Source organism: Paenibacillus hunanensis, from assembly GCF_014645615.1.
GTDB lineage: Bacteria > Bacillota > Bacilli > Paenibacillales > Paenibacillaceae > Saccharibacillus > Saccharibacillus hunanensis.
This window is the reverse complement of record NZ_BMMB01000007.1, coordinates 311022-335945: the sequence shown is the minus strand read 5'-3', so window position 1 is coordinate 335945 and position 24924 is coordinate 311022. Positions and strand designations below refer to the sequence as shown.

The 24924-nt window shown below is 46.5% G+C and carries 23 protein-coding genes; 2 read left to right on the top strand and 21 right to left on the bottom strand.

Annotated elements, in window-relative coordinates:
- Positions 1-5: 5 nt before the first annotated feature.
- Positions 6-1169, bottom strand: a complete 1164-nt coding sequence (locus IEX62_RS17020; protein WP_188776729.1) for a CobW family GTP-binding protein — start codon at positions 1167-1169, stop codon at positions 6-8.
- 354 nt (positions 1170-1523) lie between these two features.
- On the opposite strand from IEX62_RS17020, the gene IEX62_RS17015 reads away from it, so the two are divergent.
- On the top strand, positions 1524-2036 hold the full coding sequence (locus IEX62_RS17015; RefSeq protein WP_284446215.1) for a MogA/MoaB family molybdenum cofactor biosynthesis protein: 513 nt from the start codon (positions 1524-1526) through the stop codon (positions 2034-2036).
- A 209-nt stretch (positions 2037-2245) separates the two neighbouring features.
- On the opposite strand, the gene IEX62_RS17010 is transcribed toward IEX62_RS17015, so the two are convergent.
- The 9 genes from IEX62_RS17010 to IEX62_RS16970 form a co-directional block, all read right to left on the bottom strand.
- A complete protein-coding gene (locus IEX62_RS17010) occupies positions 2246-3244 on the bottom strand; it encodes an acrylyl-CoA reductase family protein (protein ID WP_188776728.1) in 999 nt (332 codons plus the stop codon).
- Between the two features lie 91 nt (positions 3245-3335).
- The gene (locus tag IEX62_RS17005) at positions 3336-4790 is read right to left on the bottom strand and encodes a nicotinate phosphoribosyltransferase (protein WP_188776727.1); all 1455 of its coding nucleotides are present in this window, start codon (positions 4788-4790) and stop codon (positions 3336-3338) included.
- A 101-nt stretch (positions 4791-4891) separates the two neighbouring features.
- Positions 4892-5434 (bottom strand): cysteine hydrolase family protein, encoded by a 543-nt coding sequence (locus IEX62_RS17000; protein ID WP_188776726.1) that lies wholly within the window; start codon positions 5432-5434, stop codon positions 4892-4894.
- Between the two features lie 149 nt (positions 5435-5583).
- The gene (locus IEX62_RS16995) at positions 5584-6357 is read right to left on the bottom strand and encodes an NUDIX domain-containing protein (RefSeq protein WP_188776725.1); all 774 of its coding nucleotides are present in this window, start codon (positions 6355-6357) and stop codon (positions 5584-5586) included.
- Positions 6358-6496: 139 nt separating this feature from the next.
- Entirely contained in the window at positions 6497-6898 is a 402-nt protein-coding gene (locus IEX62_RS16990; protein ID WP_188776724.1) for a PaaI family thioesterase, read from the bottom strand.
- Positions 6899-6952: 54 nt separating this feature from the next.
- The gene (locus IEX62_RS16985; protein WP_188776723.1) at positions 6953-7993 is read right to left on the bottom strand and encodes a GNAT family N-acetyltransferase; all 1041 of its coding nucleotides are present in this window, start codon (positions 7991-7993) and stop codon (positions 6953-6955) included.
- Positions 7994-8164: 171 nt separating this feature from the next.
- A complete protein-coding gene (locus IEX62_RS16980; RefSeq protein WP_229685890.1) occupies positions 8165-8608 on the bottom strand; it encodes a YlbF/YmcA family competence regulator in 444 nt (147 codons plus the stop codon).
- Between the two features lie 68 nt (positions 8609-8676).
- The gene (miaB, locus tag IEX62_RS16975; protein ID WP_188776722.1) at positions 8677-10227 is read right to left on the bottom strand and encodes a tRNA (N6-isopentenyl adenosine(37)-C2)-methylthiotransferase MiaB; all 1551 of its coding nucleotides are present in this window, start codon (positions 10225-10227) and stop codon (positions 8677-8679) included.
- 313 nt (positions 10228-10540) lie between these two features.
- Entirely contained in the window at positions 10541-11248 is a 708-nt protein-coding gene (locus tag IEX62_RS16970) for a L,D-transpeptidase family protein (protein ID WP_229685871.1), read from the bottom strand.
- Positions 11249-11434: 186 nt separating this feature from the next.
- On the opposite strand from IEX62_RS16970, the gene IEX62_RS16965 reads away from it, so the two are divergent.
- Positions 11435-12610 carry an immunity 26/phosphotriesterase HocA family protein gene (locus tag IEX62_RS16965; protein WP_229685868.1) on the top strand — a complete coding sequence of 392 codons (1176 nt, stop codon included), beginning with the start codon at positions 11435-11437 and terminating at the stop codon, positions 12608-12610.
- A 344-nt stretch (positions 12611-12954) separates the two neighbouring features.
- On the opposite strand, the gene pduL is transcribed toward IEX62_RS16965, so the two are convergent.
- From pduL to IEX62_RS16910, 11 genes are all read right to left on the bottom strand, one after another.
- Positions 12955-13527: a phosphate propanoyltransferase gene (gene pduL, locus IEX62_RS16960; protein WP_188776721.1), complete on the bottom strand. Its 573-nt coding sequence runs from the start codon at positions 13525-13527 to the stop codon at positions 12955-12957.
- Between the two features lie 287 nt (positions 13528-13814).
- The gene (locus IEX62_RS16955) at positions 13815-14075 is read right to left on the bottom strand and encodes a stage V sporulation protein S (RefSeq protein WP_017813748.1); all 261 of its coding nucleotides are present in this window, start codon (positions 14073-14075) and stop codon (positions 13815-13817) included.
- Positions 14076-14390: 315 nt separating this feature from the next.
- Positions 14391-15185 (bottom strand): TIGR00282 family metallophosphoesterase, encoded by a 795-nt coding sequence (locus IEX62_RS16950; RefSeq protein WP_188776814.1) that lies wholly within the window; start codon positions 15183-15185, stop codon positions 14391-14393.
- Positions 15186-15249: 64 nt separating this feature from the next.
- A complete protein-coding gene (gene rny, locus IEX62_RS16945) occupies positions 15250-16791 on the bottom strand; it encodes a ribonuclease Y (RefSeq protein ID WP_188776720.1) in 1542 nt (513 codons plus the stop codon).
- A 478-nt stretch (positions 16792-17269) separates the two neighbouring features.
- A complete protein-coding gene (locus IEX62_RS16940) occupies positions 17270-18097 on the bottom strand; it encodes a regulatory protein RecX (protein WP_188776719.1) in 828 nt (275 codons plus the stop codon).
- 250 nt (positions 18098-18347) lie between these two features.
- The gene (gene recA / locus IEX62_RS16935) at positions 18348-19415 is read right to left on the bottom strand and encodes a recombinase RecA (protein ID WP_188776718.1); all 1068 of its coding nucleotides are present in this window, start codon (positions 19413-19415) and stop codon (positions 18348-18350) included.
- A gap of 500 nt (positions 19416-19915) precedes the next feature.
- Positions 19916-21205, bottom strand: coding sequence for a competence/damage-inducible protein A (locus IEX62_RS16930; protein ID WP_188776717.1), 1290 nt, complete (start codon positions 21203-21205; stop codon positions 19916-19918).
- Positions 21206-21372: 167 nt separating this feature from the next.
- Positions 21373-21963 carry a CDP-diacylglycerol--glycerol-3-phosphate 3-phosphatidyltransferase gene (gene pgsA, locus IEX62_RS16925; protein WP_188776716.1) on the bottom strand — a complete coding sequence of 197 codons (591 nt, stop codon included), beginning with the start codon at positions 21961-21963 and terminating at the stop codon, positions 21373-21375.
- Positions 21964-22095: 132 nt separating this feature from the next.
- Entirely contained in the window at positions 22096-22587 is a 492-nt protein-coding gene (locus IEX62_RS16920; RefSeq protein ID WP_188776715.1) for a YajQ family cyclic di-GMP-binding protein, read from the bottom strand.
- A 197-nt stretch (positions 22588-22784) separates the two neighbouring features.
- Positions 22785-23882 (bottom strand): helix-turn-helix domain-containing protein, encoded by a 1098-nt coding sequence (locus IEX62_RS16915; RefSeq protein ID WP_188776714.1) that lies wholly within the window; start codon positions 23880-23882, stop codon positions 22785-22787.
- A gap of 57 nt (positions 23883-23939) precedes the next feature.
- Complete coding sequence (locus IEX62_RS16910) at positions 23940-24713, bottom strand: DUF3388 domain-containing protein (RefSeq protein ID WP_188776813.1); 774 nt, start codon at positions 24711-24713, stop codon at positions 23940-23942.
- Positions 24714-24924: the final 211 nt, after the last annotated feature.

Genomic DNA, 24924 nt, shown 5'->3' with positions numbered 1-24924 from the left:
ACAGCTTATAGACTCGTCTCCTGCTGCTCCAATAGCTGCAATTGTTCCTGAATATGGCGTTTGTCGAAATGCTCGCCGATAAATACCGCGACATCTGGCACTTCCTTTTGCGGTGTAATTTTCATAAAATCACTTTGCTGATACGCATACTGGAACAAAAAGCGACTTTTGGTATCGCTAAATGTTAAGATGCCTTTGGCACGGTACACCTCAGACGGCAAGCTCGCAATCAATCGCTCAAAAGCTTCACTGTTAATCGGCTGTTCAAAATAATGCGTATAGACCATCACATGTTCATGAGAATGATGCAACCCGGCATGCTTATGATCATGATCGTGATTATGTTCATGCTGATGAGCGGATGTCTCGGACGAGGTAGCTTCGGTAGAAGCAGCCATTTCAGCAGTCGTACTATCGTCTTCTATCGCTGCGGAATGACAGCCACAATGCTCATCATGCGTATGATTGTCAGCATGAGAATGGGTAGCATTTGTCCCGGCATTCGGTGTAGTATTCTCCGCTACCATAGCTACTTCAGCCTGTACCGAGCTATCGGCGGCAAGGGATGGATGAGCTTCTTCATATAACGCACGATCCAGTTCACAACGCACTGTCGTATACATTGGTGCGTAAGGATTCCAGCGACGTGCAATCTCCTGTATCTGTGTTAGCTGTTCGGGCTGTACGAGATCACTCTTATTCACGATTAATATCGAAGCGGCACGAATCTGCTCCTGCATCAGTCGATATGTTTTGCCCTGTTGCTGCTCGTACAGCTCCCACAGATGCATTGCATCGACGACAGTGATCAGATTACGCAGCTCCATACGATGGTAGAGCGAGATTTCAGTCACTGCATCGAGAATTTCCACTGGATTTGCTACACCGGAGGCTTCGATTATAATGACATCTGGCTCGCCTGATTGAATGAGATTGTACAGCTCCATGCCCAGATCGGCTCGATTGGAACAGCAAATACAGCCACTGAGCAGCTCTGCCATCGCCACATCACCATCCAGCATCATACCATCCAGATTCACATCTCCAATCTCATTCATTACTACTGCGGGTGTCTTGCCTTCTGCCTTCCAGTTCTCCAGCATTTGCTGAAGCAGCGTCGTCTTTCCGCTCCCTAAAAAGCCAGACAAAATATAAATCGGTACTGTCATCATCATCGCTCCGTTCGTATCATTATGCTACATGTCGTCATAGGACATGATTATTGGCTCATTGATCCATATCCCTTTATTATAAAGGATATAAGGAACGAAGCCTATCCCCTATCGTTTGTAGCATGAGTTTGCATCGTATTTTATACTTGTATTTTTGTACGCCTTATCAGCAACAGCAAGACAGTCACCTACTCGTGATTTCTGACTTGCGGGTATGCTAAAATGAAAGCGAGCATAGATAGATGGATATCTACGAGAGAGCTTGCATGATTCTGCCTGTAGTAGAATGAGCGCATATCCCTGTAGATATTGGATATCGACGATCTCTAAGTCCCAAAGGAGTTGATCAAGATGCGTTCGGTAGATGAACATCGGGCAGAAGCCCCTGATACGGTGAAATGTATGGTCATTACAGTGTCGGACACACGTACACCAGATACAGATACGGGTGGTCAATTGATTCAGTCGCTACTGCTGGAGCATAGCTATGAAATCGCAGGTTATACGATTGTAAAGGATAATTATGAACAGATTCGCGAGCTATTACATGAATATGCGGAGCAGCCCGATGTGGAAGCGATTTTACTAACCGGCGGTACGGGCATTGCGCCACGTGATGTGACGTTTGAAGCCGTACAAAGTTTGCTGACAAAGGAACTTCCTGGCTTTGGGGAAATTTTCCGCTATTTGAGCTTTGCGGAGGATATTGGCTCAGCGGCAATTTTAAGCAGAGCGATTGCTGGTACGATCGGTCGCACTGCGGTGTTCTCTATGCCTGGTTCACGAGGTGCAGTCAAGCTGGCGATGGAACGAATTATTTTGCCAGAGCTTGGTCATGTGATGCGTGAAATTTATAAAAAGTAAATCATCATTCTGCCTACTAAATAGTAGCTCTCAACATATAAAAAAGCCCCTTTCTGCCAGACTTCGACAGAAAGGGGCTTTACTATTATGATATCGCTAGCTGTAGCATTGAAGGTTGCATATACCATCCCAATGTAGACCCAATATCACAACGATTCAATGCTCTGTATGAAGTACTCTGTAGGATCAACCTGCAAACGAGATGCTTTTCAATCCGCAATTCGAATAATCTGTCTACCTACGGCCTGTCCATTCAGCACCGTTTGTAATGCCTTCGGAACATCATTCAGGCTATATTCCGTTATACCCTGACGTAATACCATGTCTGGCTTCCAGTCTGTGGCTAGATGCTTCCAGAGCTTGGAGCGCAGCTCAGCAGGACAGTAAACCGAATCAATACCGATCAGCTGTACACCGCGCAAAATAAACGGAAATACGCTACTTTCGAACTTAACACCAGCTGTATTGCCTGATACCGCGACAGCACCACGATAAGCTACACTTTTCAAGCGTTCACCTAATGCTGCTCCACCGGTTGCGTCGATAATCCCTGCCCATGTCGTTTTACCGAGTGCCCCTTTAATCGGCTGCTCGCTTTCCTGGCGTGAAATGATGTGGGTCGCTCCCAGCTCTTGAAGCCATTGTGCTTGCTCCACCTTACCACTGGATGCGTATACCTCGTAGCCAAGCTTACTCAGGATCGAGATCGCTACCGATCCCACGCCACCTGTAGCCCCCGTAACGAGCACAGGACCTGATGTCGGCTCTACACCGGCATGGATCAGCGCATCGACAGACATCGCTGCGGTAAATCCAGCCGTACCGAGCATCATCGCTTCCTTCGGCTCCAACCCTGTCGGCAAAGGCACAAGCCAATCTCCGGGCACGCGTGCATACTCGCTATATCCGCCATAATGACTAACACCAAGCTTATACCCCGTACAGAGCACCAGATCTCCAGGTTGATAGCGATCATCCTGTGACTCTACCACCTCACCTGCCAGATCTACTCCGGGTACGAATGGATACTGCTGCACTACTTTACCATTGGTCAGGCTCGCCAGACCATCTTTATAATTGACATCCGAGTAGTGTACAGCGATCGTCACACTACCCTCTGGTAATTGCTCCATCGTTAGCTCTTGAATAGAGCCGTGTACTTCCTCATCTTGCTTTTCTAATACATACGCGCGAAATGCTGCCGTCATGCTCATCATCATCCTTTCTATCATGCTGTTTAAGAAAAAGCATAGCGGTTCGCATCGGGTTCAGACTATGCCTTTTTTCATAGCGTGCTGCTCAGGATTCTTCTGCTGGTAAATGGTCGGCGATCAACTTCTGCTTCATTTCCCATGCCTTCGGGCTAATATTCACACGGTAAATCTCTGGATTCAGCTTGCGCAAATATTCCGGCCAGAACTGCTGCAATTGAGCACGATGATATTCGCGAACCTGCTCCAGCTCCGGTAGCTCATATACCTGCTTGCCTTCTACGAAAATCGGCTGTAGCATCGCTACCGCTTCGTAATCCGACACATATTTACGAATATACGGATGCAGCGGGTTAAACAGCTTGAGTCGTTTTCCCTCACGCGGCTCCGATTCATCCGGGAAGCAGATATAATCGGCAATCGCTTTGCCGCTGCCTGTGCTAATAATACGATATACATCCTTGCTTCCCGGTGTCGTCACCTTTTCCGGATTCGCAGAAATTTTAATTACTGGCGTCATCTCGCCATCGATTTCACATTCGACGAGCTTGTACACACCGCCAAGTGACGGCTGATCGGATGCAGTGATCAGCTGTGTACCGACACCCCATGTATCAATGCGAGCACCCTGTGCTTTCAGATCAAGAATTGTATTTTCATCCAGATCATTCGAAGCGACGATCTTCACATAAGGAAGCCCTGCTTCATCCAGCATTTTGCGAGCTTGAATCGATAGATACGATAAGTCACCACTATCCAGACGAATCGCGCTCATCTTTTTACCGCGTGCTTCCAGCTCCTTTGCTGTACGAATCGCATGGGGCACACCGCTACCGAGCGTGTCAAATGTATCCACAAGCAGGGTTACGCCATCTGGCAATGCCGCAGCATAACGGTCAAAGGCTTCCTGCTCGTTGCCAAAGCTCTGTACCCACGCATGCGCATGTGTACCCTTCGCAGGAATACCGAATTTGGCACCAGCAAGTACGTTCGATGTACCGTGGAAGCCTGCAATATACGCAGCACGCGCTCCCCAGATCGCAGCATCAGCTTCCTGAGCACGTCTTGTACCAAACTCCAGCAGCAGATCGTCTCCAGCTACCTGCTTAATACGCGATGCCTTGGTTGCGATTAGCGTCTGATAGTTCATAAAGTTAAGCAACGCCGTCTCGACTAGCTGGGCCTCCATAATCGTGCCTTCGACACGAATCAGCGGCTCATCGGCAAAAACAACTGCTCCTTCCTGCATCGCATACACATTACCGTGAAAACGGAATTGACGCAGCTCATCCAGAAAACGTGGATCATACTGCTCCTCCTGCTCTGCCAGAAAAGCAATCTCATCCTCATGGAAGGTCAGATTGTTAATATAATTCACAATGCGTTCCAGACCTGCAAACACTGCATAACCATTACCGAATGGCAGCTTACGGAAATAAGCTTCAAATACCGCTTGCTTATGGTGCGTACCATTTACCCAGTGTGCATACATCATATTGATCTGATACTTGTCTGTATGTAAAGCTAGGCCATATTGTCTCATCGTCGTTCCACCTCTTTAAGATCGTGATCACGCTGCAATTCTATGTGAATCGCATCACATTAGAGATTGCAGCGTTCGGCAAATGCCGGCTTGATTACCTTTTAACCACTTTTGACTACCTTTGCCCCCATTGTGGTACGAAAATGTTCAAGTGCCCATGTATGCCCTGCCGCATTGAAGCTTGCAACGGCATCCTCATGCACCACAATATTAAAGCCTTTATTATACGCATCGACCGCTGTATGCAGTACACAAATGTCAGTACACACACCGATCAGATGCAGATCCGTAATGCCTCGTGCACGTAAGCGCAGCTCCAGATCCGTGCCGGCAAATGCGCTATAGCGTGTTTTGTCCATCCAGTATATCTGCTCACGATGCTGCTCGTAGACAGACTTCAAGCGACCATACAGCTCGCGACCCTCGGTGCCACGAATATTATGTGGCGGGAACAGATTCGTTTCCGGATGAAACGGGTCCTGTTCCTCATGCAGATCGACTGCCATCACAACCCAGTGACCCATATTCACAAACTGCTCCGTCAGCTCAGCAATTTTCGCTTCAATCGCGATTCCCGGCTCTCCAACAGGTAGCTTCCCATCTACAAAATCATTCGTATAATCAATAACGATCAAGGCTCTCATCCTTGTGCCTCCCTTTAATTAGGACATATACGCAAACTAATCAAGCATGCAGATATAGCTTTCAGCCGATACAAAGTAACATTGTCTATCCATCGATCATATCGTTGATACCACATCATCGCTGCTATAGCGATACCGTTACGATCCGATTACGAATAAATCGATAAACGCGGCACAAGCCCTGTAAAACGGTATAGCTGTGCTGGACGCTGTGAATATTGATTGGAGCTGAGCGGATTACCATCCTCGTCTCGCACTTCCTCAATAATGCCTTTACGACTACGCGTCGACGTAATTTTACGAATAAAATTCGGTTCTTCAAAATCAGGTACAACTGCCTTGATCACCTGATATAGCTCACTGAGTGTGAACTCCGGTGGCAGGAACTTCTTCGCAATCACAGTGCTCAGCATCTGCTCCTGAATCCGCATATATGCATCACGAATAATATCATGATGGTCAAAGCCCAGCTCCAGCTCATCCAGCGCTTCCTCAATCGTAAACAGTCCTACCTCTTCTGCATCATCAGCAGCACGGCGTTTTTCTAATATTTCCTCTTCTACCAGTGCAAAAAAAGCATGTGAGATAATCCAGCCGCGCGGATCACGTCCCGGCTTACTGTATACGCCGAGATATTCCAGGTGACGTGCATCGACGCCAGTCTCTTCCTTAAGCTCACGCTGTGCCGCTTCAAACAGGGATTCATCATCGTGTGAGAAGCCACCTGGAAGCGCCCATTTGCCAGCAAAAGGCCAGGAACGGCGTCGAATAAGCATGACCTTCAATTCGCGCAGCGGTAGTGTTTTCGTGAATGTCTTGCGCTCCTTTTTGGTTAGCGTAAACATGACGATGTCGGCGGGAGCGCCATCCGGGGTGCGGTACTTTTTGACATCGTACGTATGCTGCTTACTATTGTCCGTCATTATGATCACCACTGTTCATTTTATCTTTTTGATAATATCATTATGAACTATTAATGCCGTGAGGTCAATGTTTAATTTGACATCACGGCAAAGGAATCATGCGGGTATTCAATTTATAGGGTATACAAAAATGCTATCATTACTTGCTACGTGTCGCGATAAATGTAGCTGTAGCAATGGCACCTGTCTCTCCTGCTTCATTCGTAATCTCTGCTTGCAATGTCATCGTGCGACCGGATTGATGGATCACTCTAGCGATTGCGTATAGCTCACCTTCACCCATCGATTGTACAAAATGAGTATTCATATTCGTCGTTACACATGGCTGCCCACCCTGTACTGCCATCGAAATCATGCCCATCGCTTGATCCATCATAGACATCATTACCCCACCATGCACAATATGCATATGATTCAGGTGACGCTCTGTTGCAGTTAATGCAATTTTGATATATTCATGGTGACTTTCCACCAGTCTACAGCCAAGCAATCCCCAGTACATTCGCTCACTTGCTTCTAATATCTCTTGCCACTCCGTCATTCTCTATTCCTCCTGTTGATTCCATCGTGCTTTAATCGATTCCGGCTCAAACGTTCATGTCGACAGCAACAAGCTCATCTGAATCAGATCGACATAACTTCCTTCTACGATCAATGCCTGCTTTTGGATGCCCTCGATATGGAAGCCGAGGGAGCGATACAGATGAATACCACGTGCATTCGTAGACTGGACGGTTAGCTCCAATCGCTGAACACCGCGATCCTCTGCCCAGTGCATCATCGTCTGGAATAATCTTCGACCAATGCCGCGATTCGCATATTCCTGTAGTACACCGACCACAATATAGACGCTGTGACGATTACGCGTCACTTTGCCGCCCATCGCTTCCAGATAGCCAATAATCTGACCCTCATATTCTGCTAGGAAAATATTCGAGTTTGCGCTACGCAACGCATATCGTATCACATCTCGCTGCTCGCTTTCACCCATCATGCGCTCACCCGGCTCCAGCAGCATAAAGGTCGTCTGTTCATCAAGCCGCCGCTTCATACGAATTAATGGCCCAGCATCACGAATTTGTGCGATTCGGACAGAGACACTCGCTTGAAAATCAGATAATACGACAGGACGCTTAGCCTTAGGCGCATCGCTAGTCTGTCGCCTGCACAAAATAATGCGATCACGACATAGAATGCCATTTTCCATAATCGGCTCATCATAATGCTGAGTAAAATAATCCGGCTCAATCGCCTCCATCCGAAAGCCATTTTTCTGGTAAAAGGCGAGTGCGCCCAGGCTAGAATTGCCTGTGCATACGATGATCTCGATAGCGCCTTCATGATCCAGATCCGCAAGCACGCCCTTCATCAGCCTGCTCCCGATCCCCTGACCCTCGCAGCGAGTCAACACAGCCATATTCATAATCTCCCAGGCGCCACGGCTACGCTCCAGCACACCGCATACACCAACAATCTCATTCCCATCGTCAGCAAACCACCAGCGGCACAGCGCAGCATAGCGCTCAATCGCTGCGGGCTCCGGATCAGCAAGCAATAGTAAAGGCATAGGTAGCGCTTCATGCTCGGCACGCGGGCGTATGATCACACGAGCATCATTATAGTTGGACGATTCCATGATCAGCTCACTTCTTTCCGCTCAAATTCAATCTGGTGTACTACGAAAGAACATTGTGTGACCATTATATCGTAACGCTGACCCTTTATTGAGATAAAAAAGACGCGGAGATGAATTCCGCGTCCTCTACTTCTGTGTTATTTCTCCATGATCATCGATCTGATCAAAGGCTTAGTCCCCGCAGGACGCCGGGGGAGAATCTTTACCGCTCTCCACATGGATCTTCTCCGATACCGTGCTGTAAATAGCAGATACGACCATTTGCAGTAGATCATTGATCTCTACTTGAGATTCCTGATAATCGCCGACAAGCGGGATATCATCCAGCTCCTGTTGCAGCTCAGCCATCTCCGCTTCAATCTTCGCTACCATCTTCTGATTGCGAAGCGATTCGAAGGCAACGACTTCCTTTTGCTTTTTCTTGATCTGCGAGATCAGGCTTTGCACACGTTCATGCGACTGAATCATCTGCTCTGCCTTTTGAAAATGAATAATTTCCTCGCTGTTGGAGATCAGGCCAGCAAGCTGCCGCGTTTTCTCCATAATATCCTCACGGATGTACAATCCGCTCGTTTCCAGCTCCGGGCTGTCTGCTGCCGTCTGCTGATTATTTATGTTATGCTCCTGTCGGTCCACGGCAATAGCATCCTTTCCGTCAGGTCAAGTCTGGCAGCACCCTATAATCAGCTTATCGCTGCCGGCTCAGCTACCAGCTCGCCTTTAATATAAAACGATTTGGAATCGGTAATCTTCACATATACGAACTCGCCAATCAGCTCTTCCGAGCCTTCAAAATGGACGAGCTTATTCGAGCGTGTGCGTCCAGCCAGCACCTGATCATTGTTTTTGCTGGCACCTTCCACCAGCACCTCAACGACCTGACCAAGAAACTTCTCGCTACCGATTCGGCTATATTGCTTAATCGTAGCATTCAGACGCTGCAAGCGCTCCTTTTTCACTTCCATCGGCACATTATCCTCCATCGTGGCAGCCGGTGTACCTTCACGCGGCGAATAAATAAACGTATACGCCGAATCAAAGCCAACCTGACGCACAAGAGATAATGTTTCTTCAAATTGCTCGTCGGTTTCCCCAGGGAATCCAACAATAATATCGGTTGTGAGTACCGCATTTGGAATAGCACTGTAAATCTGGTCAACCAGCTCCAGATAACGCTCACGGCTATATTTACGGCTCATTTTCTTCAATACTTCCGTGCTACCGGATTGAACAGGCAGATGAATATGCTCCACCAGATTGCCACCCTTAGCCAGAACCTCGATCAGGCGTTCATCAAAATCACGCGGGTGTGAAGTGGTAAAACGTACACGCGGAATATCGATTTTGGAAATATCGTCCATGAGATCGCCAAATGTATAGTTCATGCCTTCCAGGTCTTTACCATAGGCATTCACGTTCTGTCCGAGCAGCGTAATTTCCTTGAAGCCCTGACGTGCCAGCTCGCGAACTTCTGCGATCACATCCTGCGGCAGACGACTGCGTTCTTTGCCCCGTGTATACGGAACGATACAGTAGGTGCAAAATTTATCACAGCCATACATAATATTTACCCAGCCGCGCATACCCTGGCGTTTTTTCGGCAGATTTTCAACGATATCGCCTTCTTTAGACCAGACCTCAACGACCATTTCCTTGCTGAACAGGGCACCCTGTACAAGCTGTGGCAAACGGTGAATATTGTGCGTACCGAAGATCATATCGACAAAATTATGCTTCTGCATAATCCGATTCACGACGCCTTCCTCCTGCGCCATACATCCACATACTCCCAGCAGCAAGCCCGGACGCTCCAGCTTGAGAGTTTTCAGATGACCCAGCTCGCCAAATACACGATCCTCCGCATTTTCACGAATAGCACAGGTGTTGAGCAGAATAATATCAGCTTCCTCACGGCTTTCTGTAGCCGTGTAGCCCATTTGCTCCAATATGCCCTTGATCGTCTCCGAATCATGCTCATTCATCTGACAGCCAAACGTATAGACGAGATAATGCTTGCCTGCACCGATCTCGCGCAGTTCTTCTGGCACCGCGTCTTCGTACATCACCTGTACTTCCTGCTTGCCACGCTTCTTCTCTTCGCGCTGATTCGGCTCGGACATAATGTGGATTTCGCGTCCGCGAATACGGATCTTTTTGCCCGTTTCATCCTCGGATATTACCTTAGCATCCGAAAAATCAAAATATTGAGAATAATCTTTTGTTTGTTTTGACATGCTATGCTGTCACTCCCCCACCATAAACATTTCCTGAACATACCGATCGTATCGCAATATACTAAACAGCCTGCGCTGCTTGATATGGACAACTGCTGCTCTATTCTTTTGCCGATGGATGCGATCCATAGAATGTGAGTTCTTTACGAATCCCTCTCTATTTTGCACCACAATTAACGGAAGCAATCGGTTCAACAAAAAAGCATCACCTGTAATTATAGCATGGCACTATCTATATAAAAAGCAAGGAATCTCCATCCGTGTTCGCTCAGAGCCATGAATCACTTCATTGGCTATAGCCCTCAGCGTTCGATTAGTAAATGCTATCACCAACACCGATCCGAATTTTGGGAGAACGATCCGGATTGATAATCTTCATCACACGTAGCAGATTATCCTTAGACATCGCAATACAGCCTTCAGTAGGCTTATCCGCTGCTCGCCAGATATGCATGAAAATAGCACTGCCTTTACCCGGTATAACCGGATTCGTATTGTAATTGATTACCACGGCATACTGATATAATGGATGATTGAGCCGCTCAAAGGATGACCAGCGTTCCTTGGGATTGCCCTCGTAAGCAACCCAGCTATTATAGTCTGGAGATTGCGGTGTATCAACCCAGTAATCATCAGCTCCTGCGGGACGATAATCGATTTGCAGACCTGCTGGCGGCTGTAGATTGCTACCAAAAGCAGTACCCAGTGTATACGTGCCAAGCGGTGTTTTCCCATCGCCTTCTTTCGTTTTGCCCAGACCGTTATTGCCGAAAACGACAGGAACAGGGCCCAATTGACGCTTCCAGCTCCCCTCCTGCTTCTCATACACATATAATCTACCTGTAATGGAGCTTGAGCGATCAGCAGCTACCAGAATAATCTGTTCACTACTAAGCTGATCCAGCTTCTTAAATAGCTTCGATTCATCGATCGGCCCTCCAGCGTCTGCCTGTGAATAGACAGGCATTGAGCCTATTAATAGCAATAACAGCATTGTCAGTCGAACACGGTATTTCATCATATGACCCCCTATAGTTATGGATGTATTTATAGTTTTATTTATAATGTAGTTATCATTCATTTTTTAATGTAGCTATGGTTCATTTTTTAATTTTAGTTCTGATACTAGTACTCATTTTACTTTAAAAACTAGATCATCTAACATTCCTGGTATGTATAATACATAATTATTCAAGGAGGGTACAAGTTGAAACAGCCTGCACTATGGTTAACGAATGAACTACGCCCTTATTTTGGCTTACAGCAGTTGAATGCGGATTGGGAGCTAATGGAGCTACGCGCAGGCTACTGGATTGCGCTTGAAGGTGATGTGATTCGGAAATGTATGGGCACGTACGAACAAGCCTATTCCGAGACAGATGTACATATTGAAACGCGGGATCGACAGTGGATTCTTCCTCAGACGGCAAAAGGAAAGGAAAAGAAGCTGAATTTTTCGAATATCACAAGCATCAAAGCAGCCAGCATAAAATTTTCAGCGGGTATCCGTGATCAGGATCATAAGGGCTATGTAGCGGTCACGAATCCGAATAATACGATCTCGCTGCCGCTTGGTGAATGCCCACAATGCCATACGCGTGAAGAGCTGCTGGCATGGCTCCAGCAGTATCCCACACAGCTTCCAGCCGATTATGATCAGAAGCTGGAGCGCCTGCTATATGCGAAGCGCACGCGTTATAATGCGATACCAGGCGATATTTTCCGCGTGGAGCTAGATTTGTACTATGATGCTTATGTACTGGTCGTTGGAGATTTGCGCAAAATGCAAAAGGATGGATTATTTAGCGAGTATAGTATCTGGAATCAGGCTATGACGATGCCACTATTCGTGCGTCCTTATTTGTATCGCACAACGAATCGGTCACCTCAGCTTACTGACATTATCTCGGCTCCGCAATCCGATCATGTGATCACAGTCATGGATGATTATTTTCTACGGGGGCACTATGAACATGTCGGTCATAAGCTGCTGGACGAGCAGGATATTGCTTTTCCAATCGGATATGGCAAAACGAATGATAAGCCAGAAAATGGTTATTCCTTATCATGGGGTACCGGAACGGCATTCAAGCCTGAATCAGAGGTTCAATTTACCGCAGCACGTACGTATAGCAATAATGGCGTGTATAGTGGCATTTCACAGTATGAATTCGAGCCGCTGGAGAATCGTGATTGGCCCAAAACGTTGGATCATCCGCTCTACCTTGAAGCACGTCAAAAAGCAATGGCAGAGTTCGGTTTTCCAGTCGATATCTCATATGACGATTTTAATAAACAAACGGATGGTTTGACACGTAGACAGTATATGGAGTATTTACAACGTACGTATGCACGCTATAGGGAGGCTAAAGATCAGAAATAAATAACTACTGCACATACAGCCGCCAGTTGCTGCAAATCTAACTCATACAATTGCAGTCGAGTTCATGCAGTTATGGTGGAGTTCATACCGTTATCGTCTAAAGTTTAAAACAAACTCGCACATGATATAAGATAGGATCAACTATCAGATTACATGAAAAAAAGCCAGAACAGCTCGACACTTCATCCGCGCACAATAGCTGCATGCTATCCAGATGAAGCAGTCCTGTTCTGGCTGTTTGATTATACATAATCACATTACACATCGTTATATCGAAGCACAGGCTAGGAATCATTGAAAGTCAATTGTTCGCTCTCGCTCGATCTATAATTATGCTTTAGCTTTTAGTCGATGATTTCAGCAGTGTCGCCAGTGCGTGCACCAGCAGCATTCGCTTCGTCTGTATCGATGTGCATATCCAGTGCAAAGGAATCGGATACGCGTGCGATTACATTTTCCAGTACCATGCCGCGCTCGCCAGACAGACGAACTTTCAGCTTGTCTTGATCGTTGATGCCCCATTTTTCAGCATCCGAAGTGTGGAAATGAATGTGACGAGCTGCCACGATTACGCCTTCTTGAACTTCAACCTCGCCTGCTGGTCCTTTGATCAGGATGCCTGGCGTACCTTCGATATGACCAGATTCACGAACAGGTGCTTTTACACCGATTGCAAAGGAATCGGTCAGGGAGATTTCCAGCTGAGTTGCCGCACGTGCTGGACCCAGAATACGAACTTTAGGGAAAGAACCTTTAGAACCAACAACCTCTACCGTTTCGTTGGCAGCAAACTGACCTGGTTGGGACAGTGGTTTGAATTCAGTCAATTGATATCCTGCACCAAACAGAATTTCAATATGCTCTTGAGACAGGTGAATATGGCGTGCAGATACGCCTATAGGTACTACTTTACTCATTGATCATTCACTCCTTGGCTATTGTGTACATATATGTTTGTAACAAAATACACGTACTAGATGTAATGAAAACCATACCTTTTTATTATACATCTTTTACTATGAAAATGAAAACCAACTCAGCAAAAAGACCTGCACGCTTTCAGTAAAAAAGCGATACAGGTCACAAAATTTTACGTTTTTTCCGCCATTCCCGTCTGGTATCTACTTGGAGTTGTACAAATACCGCTCCATCTTATGCCGTGAATGGTAGGCTTGCAGGGCGGCTATGCAACGATCAATGCTGCTTATCTTGGCTCCACGATCAGCTTCATCGCAGTTCTGTCTTCTCCATCAATCACAATATCGGTAAAGGCCGGAATGCAAATCAGGTCAACTCCACTTGGCGCTACAAATCCTCTGGCAATAGCTACAGCTTTGATCGCTTGATTCAGTGCACCCGCTCCGATAGCTTGAAGCTCGGCAGCGCCGCGTTCACGCAACACTCCCGCCAGGGCTCCGGCTACTGAATTCGGGTTGGATTTTGCTGACACTTTTAATACTTCCATGTTAGGTACCTCCCCTAGGAATGAATGATGGCTTGGCTTCAAAAATGATCGGAAATGCGTCTAGTTAGTATTCGAGGATTTATCTCAATTTCCTTCTTTTTTTGAACCGCATAGGTGGAATTGTCAAATATATTTTTGAAGGATCAATATACTTGGATCTTCTGCCTACAAACAGGGACGTTGAATCGATGTGGAAATCTGACAAGCCATGATAGCAGTTGTTTGAAGCACTGCCAGCCTGTATAGGTACTACACCATCAAAATGATGATATAGCAAGTCAATAAGCAAAAGTTTGCTTTCGCTTGGCTTACCGCTTAATCCATATGCCACTCGTCTTCATACATGCGGATCTTTTCGATTTTTTTCGCTCTACCGGTCACATCATCAATATCGACATAGACAGCATGAAAATGCCATTTGCCCTCACACACTTGAAAACGTGCAGGAAGCTGTGTCTGGAACTTATACAGCACCGCATCGCGCTGCATGCCCAGCACACCCTCATACGAGCCAACCATACCGACATCGGTCTGATACGCAGTACCACCTGGCAGGATGGTATCATCGTTACTTTGCACATGCGTATGTGTACCAACGACCATCGATGCACGTCCTTCCAGATGCCAGCCCATAGCAATCTTTTCCGACGTTGCCTCCGCATGAAAATCAACTAGAATCGCATTGGTTTTACCCTTGAGCTCATCCAGAATTTCATCCACTTTGCGGAAGGGGCAATCGATTGCCGGCAGGAAGGTACGTCCCTGCAAATTGATAATGGCAAGCTGTTTGCCGCCGTTCTTGATGATTGTGTAGCCACGTCCTGGTGTATCCGGTGGAAAATTCGCCGGACGAACCATGCGCGCTTCATCATCGATAAACTCGAAAATTTCGCGATTATCCCATGTATGATTCCCCATCGTAATCCCATGCACGCCCTGTTCAAATAACTCGTTAGCGATTTTGCGTGTAACACCGCGCCCGGAGGCGGAATTCTCGGCATTCGCGATAATCATGTCCGGGTTATACTTTGATTTTAACCGAGGAAGGCTTGACTTAATCGCTTTCCGTCCTGTACTACCTACAATATCTCCAATAAAAATAACTTTAATGATGTTCTCCTCCGTCCAGTAATACAAAAAGTGACCCGTATCCAGGTCACTTTTCGCATGATCTTTATTTTGCGTAATCAACCGCTCGTGTTTCACGGATAACGGTGACTTTGATATGTCCTGGATAATCCAGTTCATTTTCAATCGTTTTGGTAATATCTCGAGCGAGTCGGAAGCTCTCCGCGTCGTCAATCTTATCCGGCTGTACCATAACGCGAATTTCGCGTCCGGCTTGAATCGCATACGATTTTTCGACTCCATCGAATGATTCCGAGATTTCTTCGAGCTTTTCCAAACGACGGATATACGTTTCCAGCGTTTCACGACGTGCGCCAGGTCGTGCGGCAGACAATGCATCTGCTGCGCCAACGAGCATAGCGATAATCGACGTTGCTTCGGTATCACCGTGGTGAGAAGCAATACTGTTGATTACGACTGGATGCTCCTTGTATTTCTTCGCCAGCTCTACGCCGATCTCCACATGGGAGCCCTCCACTTCGTGGTCAAGCGCTTTACCGATATCATGAAGCAAACCTGCACGCTTCGCCAGTGTAACATCCTGACCAAGCTCCGCAGCCATCAGGCCGGTAAGGTAAGCAACCTCCATCGAGTGCTTGAGTACGTTCTGACCATAGCTCGTACGGAACTTGAGTCGTCCGAGAATTTTGATCAAATCTGGATGCAGTCCGTGTACGCCAACCTCGAATGTAGACTGTTCACCGTATTCGCGGATACGCTCGTCCACCTCGCGGCGAGATTTATCGACCATTTCCTCGATTCGTGCCGGGTGAATACGTCCGTCAGCCACCAATTTTTCCAGTGCAGTACGGGCGATTTCACGACGAATCGGATCAAATCCGGACAGAATAACCGCTTCCGGTGTATCATCGATAATCAGATCAATACCAGTCAATGTTTCCAGTGCGCGGATGTTACGTCCTTCGCGGCCAATAATACGGCCTTTCATTTCTTCATTAGGCAAGGTGACAACAGAAACGGTAGTCTCTGCCACGTGGTCAGCTGCACAACGCTGAATAGCGAGTGTAATGATCTCACGGGAGCGCTTGTCCGCTTCGTTTTTCGCCTGTTGCTCAATGTCTTTAATCATCTGTGCAGTCTCATGACGCACTTCTTGCTCTACATTGCTCAGGATGATGCTGCGTGCATCCTCCATCGTCAGATTGGAGATTCGTTCCAACTCGGATACCTGATTTTGATATAGCTGCTCGATCTGTTGCTGTGTCTCTTCGATACGTTTCTCTTTGTTAACCACTTGTTCTTCTTTGCGTTCCAGTGATTCCAGCTTTTTATCCAGCGACTCTTCCTTTTGCAACAATCGTCTTTCCAGCCGTTGGTTTTCATTCCGACGCTCACGAATGTCTTTTTCAGCTTCAGCTCTGAATTTGTGGATTTCGTCTTTTGCTTCCAGAACTGTTTCTTTTTTCAGTGCTTCTGCTTCCTTTTTCGCATTTTCTACGATCTGAGCGGCAGCCGTTTCAGCACTGGAAATTTTAGCTTCTGCAAGAGATTTGCGAATAAAATATCCGATCACGAACCCAAAGAATAATGCGGCAACAACGAGAATTATGATCCAGAGATAACCCATTCTGTTCACCTCCTCGCTGATTCCTCCAAGGTATTCCTTGGGAACTACCATGTTGATGGTAATGTAATGCTTCGTCCCTTTAAATTCCGTTTCATCGCTCATGCGGGTACATGTGCTAATTCCCCGTTCAAGGGGCTTAAACATTTTCAAAGTTCAAGCACAATTGTAACAGCCCGTCATAACCACAACATTTGAGGTCAATAAGCAAAAAATGACGTAAAAATGACAAACTGTACACATCCATTTTATTATTTGCCAAAAGACATTGTCAAGCAATTGGCATTTCCTGTTGTTTACGCAGAGATCCTCCGCCACACTTCTAGGAAAATGGCTGAGTACGGAATTTCGTTATTGTTGTGTTGTAATTGAATTTATAAACAAAGCGTATCGTATAAAGCTTCGATGATTCGCTGAAGGTTGATCATTTAAATAGGATTAATTATTGCACTCCTAGATCCATAGTTCCGTATTATTATATCTAATCATTTTCCTCTTCCATTTGATTCTGCTCCTCCATTGCAGCTAGTGCACGACGCACAAGATCAGAGGAATACCCACGACGCATCAGGTAGGCCATCGTCTTCCGCTTTTTATCCAGCCATTCACCGGATGTGCTATTCCATTTCTTACGAGCAAGCATGGTCGCACTAACCAGCTCTTCATCTTCATCAATCTCTCCTAGTGCCTGCTCAATATGAGCAGGCTGTACGCCTTTTTGACGCAGTTCCTGACGAATCCATACTTTGCCCTTCTTCTGGGTACGAACGCGCTGTCTAGCCCATTGCTCTGCGAACAGATGGTCATCGATTAGCTTCTCCTGCTCCAATCGTTCCAGCGTCGTCTCAATAACATGCTCATCGTGGCCTTTTTCTTTTAGCTTTCGAGCTACCTCTGTACGTGTACGTGAACGATAGCTCAAATAATTGATCGACGAAGCATAGGCAGCCTGAAGCTTATTGGCAGCCATAATATCGCGTAAGGCATCCTTAGTAAAACTGTACCCTTTGAGCATCCGATACTTGATCATAACATCTTCGTGTACGACTAGCTTTAGCTCGCCAAAAAACAATTTATAATGAAGTCGTGGCCATCTTGCCTGCTCCACGCCTGTAATTTCCAATTCCTCATGCTCAGGAAAATGCTCAAGTGGATCAGCGCGATCCTCTAGTTCCTCTTCCTGCTCCCATTGTTGCTCCTTGGATGTCGTACTATATTCATGGTTCTCATTCGATTCATTTGGTTCATTCGTTGTATTCGATACTTCGCGTTTCTTCTGTTTGCGACCCCAGCTATATCTATTGTTCATGCTTTTTTCCCTTCCACTCTGCCATTAGATTGTCGTATGATGCAGAGCTGTTATCGTTAATCAGCTTGATTTTTAATTTATTACCAGGTTATCACTCTAGCACGAATTCCTTATCCTCTGCCAATATGTGCAAAAAGCGCCTGTACGTGAGACACGTTACAGGCGCTTGCTTCGACGGAATGCTGGCACAAACCGACAAAGGAATGCTTATAAAGTTTGCAGCCCCGGGCATATGGGACCAAACCTGAAATTACTCTGTTGCTTCGGAGAACAGTTCTTGCTCTTCGATCTCTTCTTCACGTTTTTGTGCATCACTCGGAGCTTCAACAAGCGTAGTCAGATTGCTCAGCTCACGAATTTTGTTTTCAATAACAAGCGCAACCTGAGGATTTTCCTTCAGATATTGCTTCGCATTTTCACGACCTTGACCCATACGTTCACCTTCGTAGGAGTACCAAGCACCGCTCTTATTGATAATATCTTTTTCAGTACCGATATCGATCAAGCTACCTTCTTTGGAGATACCTTCACCATACATAATATCGATCTCTGCTTGTCTAAATGGAGGAGCAACTTTGTTTTTAACAACCTTAACACGTGTACGGTTACCAACCACATCATTACCGTTCTTGATAGCTTCAATACGGCGAACATCCAGACGAACAGTCGAGTAGAACTTCAATGCACGACCACCTGGTGTGGTTTCAGGGTTACCGAACATAACGCCAACTTTTTCACGAAGCTGGTTGATGAAGATTGTGATTGTTTTGGATTTGCTGATCGCACCGGAAAGCTTACGCAGCGCCTGAGACATCAGACGTGCTTGCAGACCTACGTGAGAGTCACCCATCTCGCCTTCGATTTCCGCTTTTGGCACGAGTGCTGCTACGGAGTCGATAACGATAATATCAACCGCACCACTACGTACGAGTGCTTCAGCAATTTCCAGACCTTGCTCACCTGTGTCCGGTTGGGACAACAGCAGCTCATCGATATTAACACCCAGGTTTTTCGCATATTGAGGGTCCAATGCGTGTTCAGCATCGATAAATGCTGCTTGTCCGCCCGCTTTTTGAACCTCTGCAATCGCGTGCAGAGCTACTGTCGTTTTACCTGAAGACTCAGGGCCATATATTTCAACGATACGACCTCTTGGCATACCGCCTGTTCCCAGAGCGATATCCAATGCGATAGAACCGCTTGGTACAACTTCTACTTGCATATGCGTGGATTCACCAAGTTTCATAACGGAACCCTTACCGAATTGTTTCTCTATTTGACGAAGCGCCATATCCAGCGCAGCACGACGATCTGACAATCAGCTCACATCCTTCTCAATGTTTATAAGTTAATTATACCTTATTGTTCGCACTTTGCCAAGCTTTTTTCGAACATATATTCGTCTTTTTACCGCTTTGTCACTTATGAATTACAAATAATGGTAATTTAAGAACAGATACATTTTTAACCTAATTTAAAGCTACTTGATAGACAAAACAGCTGCTTGGCTATACAAAAACGATAGTCTATTTCATCGATCATCATACAATTTTGGGCGCCCATGAAACAAAAAACCGCAGCAATACGATTGCTGCGGTTCTTCCGTCTGAAATGATCATAGCACACGGTTTTGTGCTCTGCAAGCACAATAAATATACAGTCTGATGTGCTATCTATAATGCCTGTAACAGGCAATGAATGAAGTGGAATAGGAGCACAAGCTTGCACTACTCTATTCGCTATTTGTGCTTACTCCTGTGAATCGATAAATGATCGTTTAGGGTTAAGCATTTATCGACTCATATCATAGCTATACGATCAGGATTGCTCTGCAAGCTGCTCATTCTCGCGCTGCTTGAGGCGCAACCACAGACGATACATCAAGCTTTTTGCAGAACGAATCCGAATCGCTTCACGATTACCTTTCAGGTTAAGCTGGAAGACTTCAGTTTTGCGATCACGTTCAGCGATCGCGATATAGACAAGACCGACAGGCTTACGTTCGGATGAGCCTGGACCTGCCACACCGGTCACCGAGACCGCGAAATCTGTATCCAGCAGACGACGTGCTTGATCCGCCATCACCTCTGCTACCTCTTCACTTACAGCTCCCGGTGCATTCTCTCCCTCCAGCAGCTCATGCGGAACATTCAAAATCTGCTCCTTCATCTCGTTGGAGTAGGATACAACGCCACCCATGAATACAAGCGCGCTTCCTGGGATCGTCGTCAGATTTTGCATTACCAGTCCGCCTGTGCAGCTTTCGGCTGCGGCTAGCGTAAGCTTCATCCCTGTCATCATCTGAATGATCTGATTTTCAATTGTAATATCTCGATCTGCATACATATATTCTGGCAGGCGCTCGCGGATTTGCGCTTCCATCGCTTTTAGCTTACTCATCGCTTCCTTCTCATCGGGAGCTTTCGTCGTCAGGCGAATCGTGACCTCGCCTTCTTTCGCATAAGGTGCGATTGTAGGATCGGTTTGCGCACTGATCAGATCAAGCAGCGCATCCTCCAGTGCCGATTCTCCAATACCTGCGAACTTGAGCATTTTAGAATAGATTGGGTATTCATCTGTCAGCACATGCTCCAGCAGCCACGGAATCGCTTGATTCTCGAACATTGGCTGCAATTCCTTTGGTGGGCCTGGCAGAACGATATAATGCTTCTCATTTTGCGAGATTGCAACCCCTACGGCTAAGCCAACTTCATTGCGAAGCGGATCGCTATTTTCCAAAATGATCGCCTGACGACGATTGTTTTCTGTCATCGGTTTATCGCGACCCTCGAAAAACTTTTCTACCGCCTGCATTGATTCGGCATGAATGTGCAGGGAGCGCCCCAGCACCTCTCCAAGTGCATCCTTAGTCAGATCGTCCTGGGTTGGCCCGATACCACCGGAAAATACAATCACATCCGCCCGGCTAGAAGCAAGCTCAATCGCTTGCTTGAGACGATTCAAGTTGTCCCCTACTACAGTTTGATAGTATACATCGATTCCCAGATAGGATAACTGCTGGGACAGATAGCGTGCATTCGTATTCGTGATCTGACCGAGCAGCAGCTCGGTGCCTACTGCGATAATTTCTGCTTTTACTGCTTTCATGAATCGTTCTCCTCCTCGCTATGTGTACAACCAACTATTTTAATATGCGCCTGCTCATAGAAAAAGGCAATAGAGAGACCCCTATTGCCTTTAGCGATGCTCTGTCTATCCTGAGTCTCCCTTATATCTTACCGCTCTGTGCATGCACGTGAAACGGTAAGCTCTATTCAGGAATTGGATAGATGAAGCAGATGTTTATTTTTCACAAAATAATCTACACCGGAATACAATGTAATGATCGTAGCCGCCCAGATGGCAATCTCAGCAAGCGGGAAGCCTACGAGTGCAAATGGGAAGTTATTAATCATTAGCAATACAATCGCGATAATCTGTGTAATCGTCTTTGCCTTCCCCCAGTTGCTGGCAGCGACAACCGCACCTTCGAGCAGCGCAATCTGACGCAAACCCGTAATCGCAAACTCACGAAAAATGATAATGATTGCCATCCAGGCTGCACATTTACCAAGCGATACAAGCGAGATCAATGCTGCCGATACGAGTAGCTTGTCTGCGAGCGGATCCAGCAGTTTACCAAGATTCGTGACCAGATTACGCGAGCGTGCAATATGTCCATCAATACCATCCGTAGCGGCTGCGATGATGAAAATAACCGCAGCGATCACATCATTCACATTGACTGCAAATGTACTACCGATATGCAGTATACGTTCACCAAATGAAAAGTTAACCAGTAGGAACAGCATCATGACCGGCACAAGCGCGATCCGAGCAAGTGTAATTTGATTGGGCAGATTCACAGGGCACCTCCTATGCTGATTGCAGCAATATGATGCAGCTGCTGATATGTAACTGCTTCCGATCCCATTTTGTTTCTCAACATCAACTTGCAGCCTCCATCAGCCCTGTAACAAAGCAGTTACATGCAACTATTATTTCATGTTTGTAAATTGCAAATCAACCGTCAGGTCTGCTTTACGAAGCAATTGGATAATTGCTTGCAGATCGTCGCGGCTTTTGCCAGTTACGCGAATCTGATCGCCCTGAATCTGGCTTTTCACCTTGAGCTTGGAGTCACGAATAAGAATGTTGATCTTTTTCGCATTATCCTGGTCGATGCCCTGCTTGAGCTTCAAGCGCTGGCGAACGGTTCCAAGTGAAGCGGATTCGATGCTACCGTATTCAATATTTTTGATCGGCAAGCCGCGTTTGACCATTTTCGTTTGCAAAATATCGATCAATGCATTCAGCTTGTATTCATCATCGGAAATCACAACCAGTGTTTCTTTATCCAGTGTGAGCGAGCTTTTGCTACCTTTAAAGTCAAAACGGCTTACGATTTCCTTTTCCGTTTGGTTAATTGCGTTCGTCATTTCCTGCATGTCCATTTTGGATACAATATCAAAAGAACTTTCAGATGCCACAGAAATTGCCCCCTTTAGTCAAATTATAGGTGATCTTACAGAACAAGTCTAACGGATGGCTATTCTGAAATAAGGGATACACTTCTAGTTCCCTTTGCATCGCGTTGATGCGAGAATAGCCGCAACCGTCTGAACTTGCAAAAGGACATCCTCGTCTGCCCTGAAGCAGAACCAAGGGATGTCCTTTATTGGTCTTGTCAGTTACCGCTAGAAGTCGATTCGGAATCCGTATCTGTCGAACCCGAAGCACTATCCGTTGTTGTACCATCAGTCGTTGTATCGGCACCAGTCGCTGTGTCCGTAGATGGTGCTTCCTTCACCAGTTTCAGTACAATACGGGAAGTTGCTTTACCATCTGTAATCGGCTGACCGTTGATCGTGATATTCGTTGCACGAGAGTTACCCGATTTGATGTACAATCCGGAATCGGTCAGATCATACGACAGACTTTGACCGCTCTCTGTGTTGTTGAAGAACAGACGCTCACCGCTGGAATCCGAAGATTTGTACACTTCCAGCCAGCTTTGGCCCGTCGCTGCGATGTTCACTTTTACAGTATCAGAGCCGGTATAGTTCACGTCAAAGATTGTATTACGTCCTTGTTTGCCAGATTCGCTTACAACCGGTGTGCTGGAAGCATCCGTTGGTGTACCTGTACCACCATCCGTTGTTCCTTCTGTTGTACCCTCAGGCGTACCTGTTGCTTCGCCATCTGTAGTACCTTCAGTCGATTCGCTGTTTGGCTGTGTTCCACCACCATTTGGCTGCGCGGTAGTACCGCCACCTGAGGATTCAGGTGTTGTATTGGTGTTTGCCGGTGGATTAGTTGTACCACCTGTATTCCCTTGCTGCTGTTGCTCGGTTGGCTTGTTTTCCGCAATCTGCGGTGCAGAATTCTGACGAATCACAAATACCCAGACCAGCACAATAATGAGAATAGGAAATGTCCACATCAAGACCGTAGATAGCAGCTTGCCACTACGACCTGTAGCCGCAGCATTACGTCGTGCCGCACGGCGCGGTTGAACGACTGGCTCCATTACTGGCTCCGCTGTTTCCGGCTCAGGTACAACGTCCTGATGCTCCTGTAGCAGCTCATCCGGACTGATTCCGACTGCCTCTGCATAGGTTTTGATAAAAGCCCGAACATAAAAACTTCCGGGAAGCACTTTGAAATCACCCGCTTCGATGGCCTCCAAGTAGCGCTTGCGTATTTTGGTCATTTCCTGCACGTCATCGAGCGATAAGCCTCGTGCAAGGCGGGCGTCCCTTAATTGGCGACCCAGATCTGACATACGATTACCTCCTGATTAGATTGTTTTATGGCATAAAGTCATATTTGAAGTGAGCGATTAAATATCATCGGTATACGTTTCGGTGAACTTATCATAGACGATCTCTTCATCCGGATTATTACGCAATTCGATAATAATGTCAAAATCACTGTAATCATAATCCGACTCACGGACAAAAATATCCGGATGCTCAATGACCTTGGTGCTCGGCATCTGCATAATATCTTGCAGTAGCTGATAATGGCGTTCATTGGAACGGATTGTACTCACAATTCCATCGATAATGAACACATTGCCGGGACTCATTTCCTCCTCCGACAATTGACTGCGTACCGTTTGACGCAGCAAAGTAGACGATACAAAGGTCCAGCGCTTCATCGCACATACACTACCTGCAATGATCGATTCCGTTTTACCTACTCGCGGCATGCCACGAAGTCCGATAATCTGATTACCATCGCGCTTGAACACCTCACCGAGGAAGTCGACCAGCAGACCGAGTTCATCGCGTGTAAAACGAAATGTCTTTTTATCGTCGGAGTCGCGTTCAATGTAGCGTCCGTGGCGTACTGCCAGAATATCAACCAGCTTTGGCTGACGCAGCGCCGTAATGGTAATGTTGGTTACTTTGGCGAGCATATCACCAAGCAGAATGATTTTCTCATCATCATCTGTTTCCAGCAGCATTCCGCGTGTTTTGCCTTCTACCCCGTTAATTGTACGGATGTTAACATTCAGCATACCAAGCAGCGATGCGACATCTCCAAGCAAGCCAGGACGATTCTTATGTATCCTGTACTCCAAGTACCATTGCTTTGCTTCTGTGTTCATCTGTTTTGCTTCCACGTTCACCTCGAACCTTTCCTCCCGTCTGAGCGCGGAACTATCCGCACGGGCATCTGTATCCATATTGTTGGCAAAGGCCTATCTTCGGCTTGCCGCTTCACAGCAGCATATAATAAAAAGAAGCTGATCATCGGGATGACTACAGCCTACTTTTAGCTTCAAGTCCTTAACATGTTAATGATATATAAAATGAAAT